The sequence below is a fragment of the Vibrio sp. 704 genome (genome assembly GCF_033339295.1).
Map to the genome: position 1 here is coordinate 1 of NZ_JAWOUH010001027.1, position 516 is coordinate 516.

The 516-nt window shown below is 43.0% G+C and carries 1 protein-coding gene; it reads right to left on the reverse strand.

All coding sequences use genetic code 11. From position 1 onward, the window contains the following. Nucleotides 1-36: 36 nt before the first annotated feature. Nucleotides 37-516, reverse strand: a 480-nt coding sequence (locus tag R7R24_RS30475; protein ID WP_318120684.1) for an SIS domain-containing protein, incomplete at its 5' end; no start/stop codon positions are given.

Sequence of the window (516 nt, forward strand, 5' to 3'; positions counted from 1 at the left end):
AAAAAGGGGAGCGAATTGGCTCCCCTTAATCAATGCTTAGTACTGACTTAGCTTGTCATAACGACTGTCTTTTAAGGCATCTTTCACGCGTTTTAGATTTTCGCGGAAACCTGTACCACGGCGAAGTGTAAAGCCTGTGGCTAATACGTCGATAACGGTCATTTGAACGACACGGCTTGCCATTGGCATGTATACGTCCGTATCTTCAGGAATATCTAAAGTGATAGCCAGTGAACTTGCTTTCTCTAATGGAGAATCTTTCGCAGTGATAGCGATGACAGTTGCACCGTTCTCACGAGCCAGATTCGCAATTTCAACTTGGCTTTTCGTACGACCAGTATGAGAAATGAGAACAATCACGTCGTTGTCGCTGCAGTTAATACAGCTCATGCGTTGCATGACAATATCTTCAAAACAAGTAATTGGGATATTAAAACGGATGAACTTGTTTTGAGCATCGCGAGCAACAGATGAAGACGCACCAAGACCAAAGAAAGAAATACGTTTTGCTTGAGT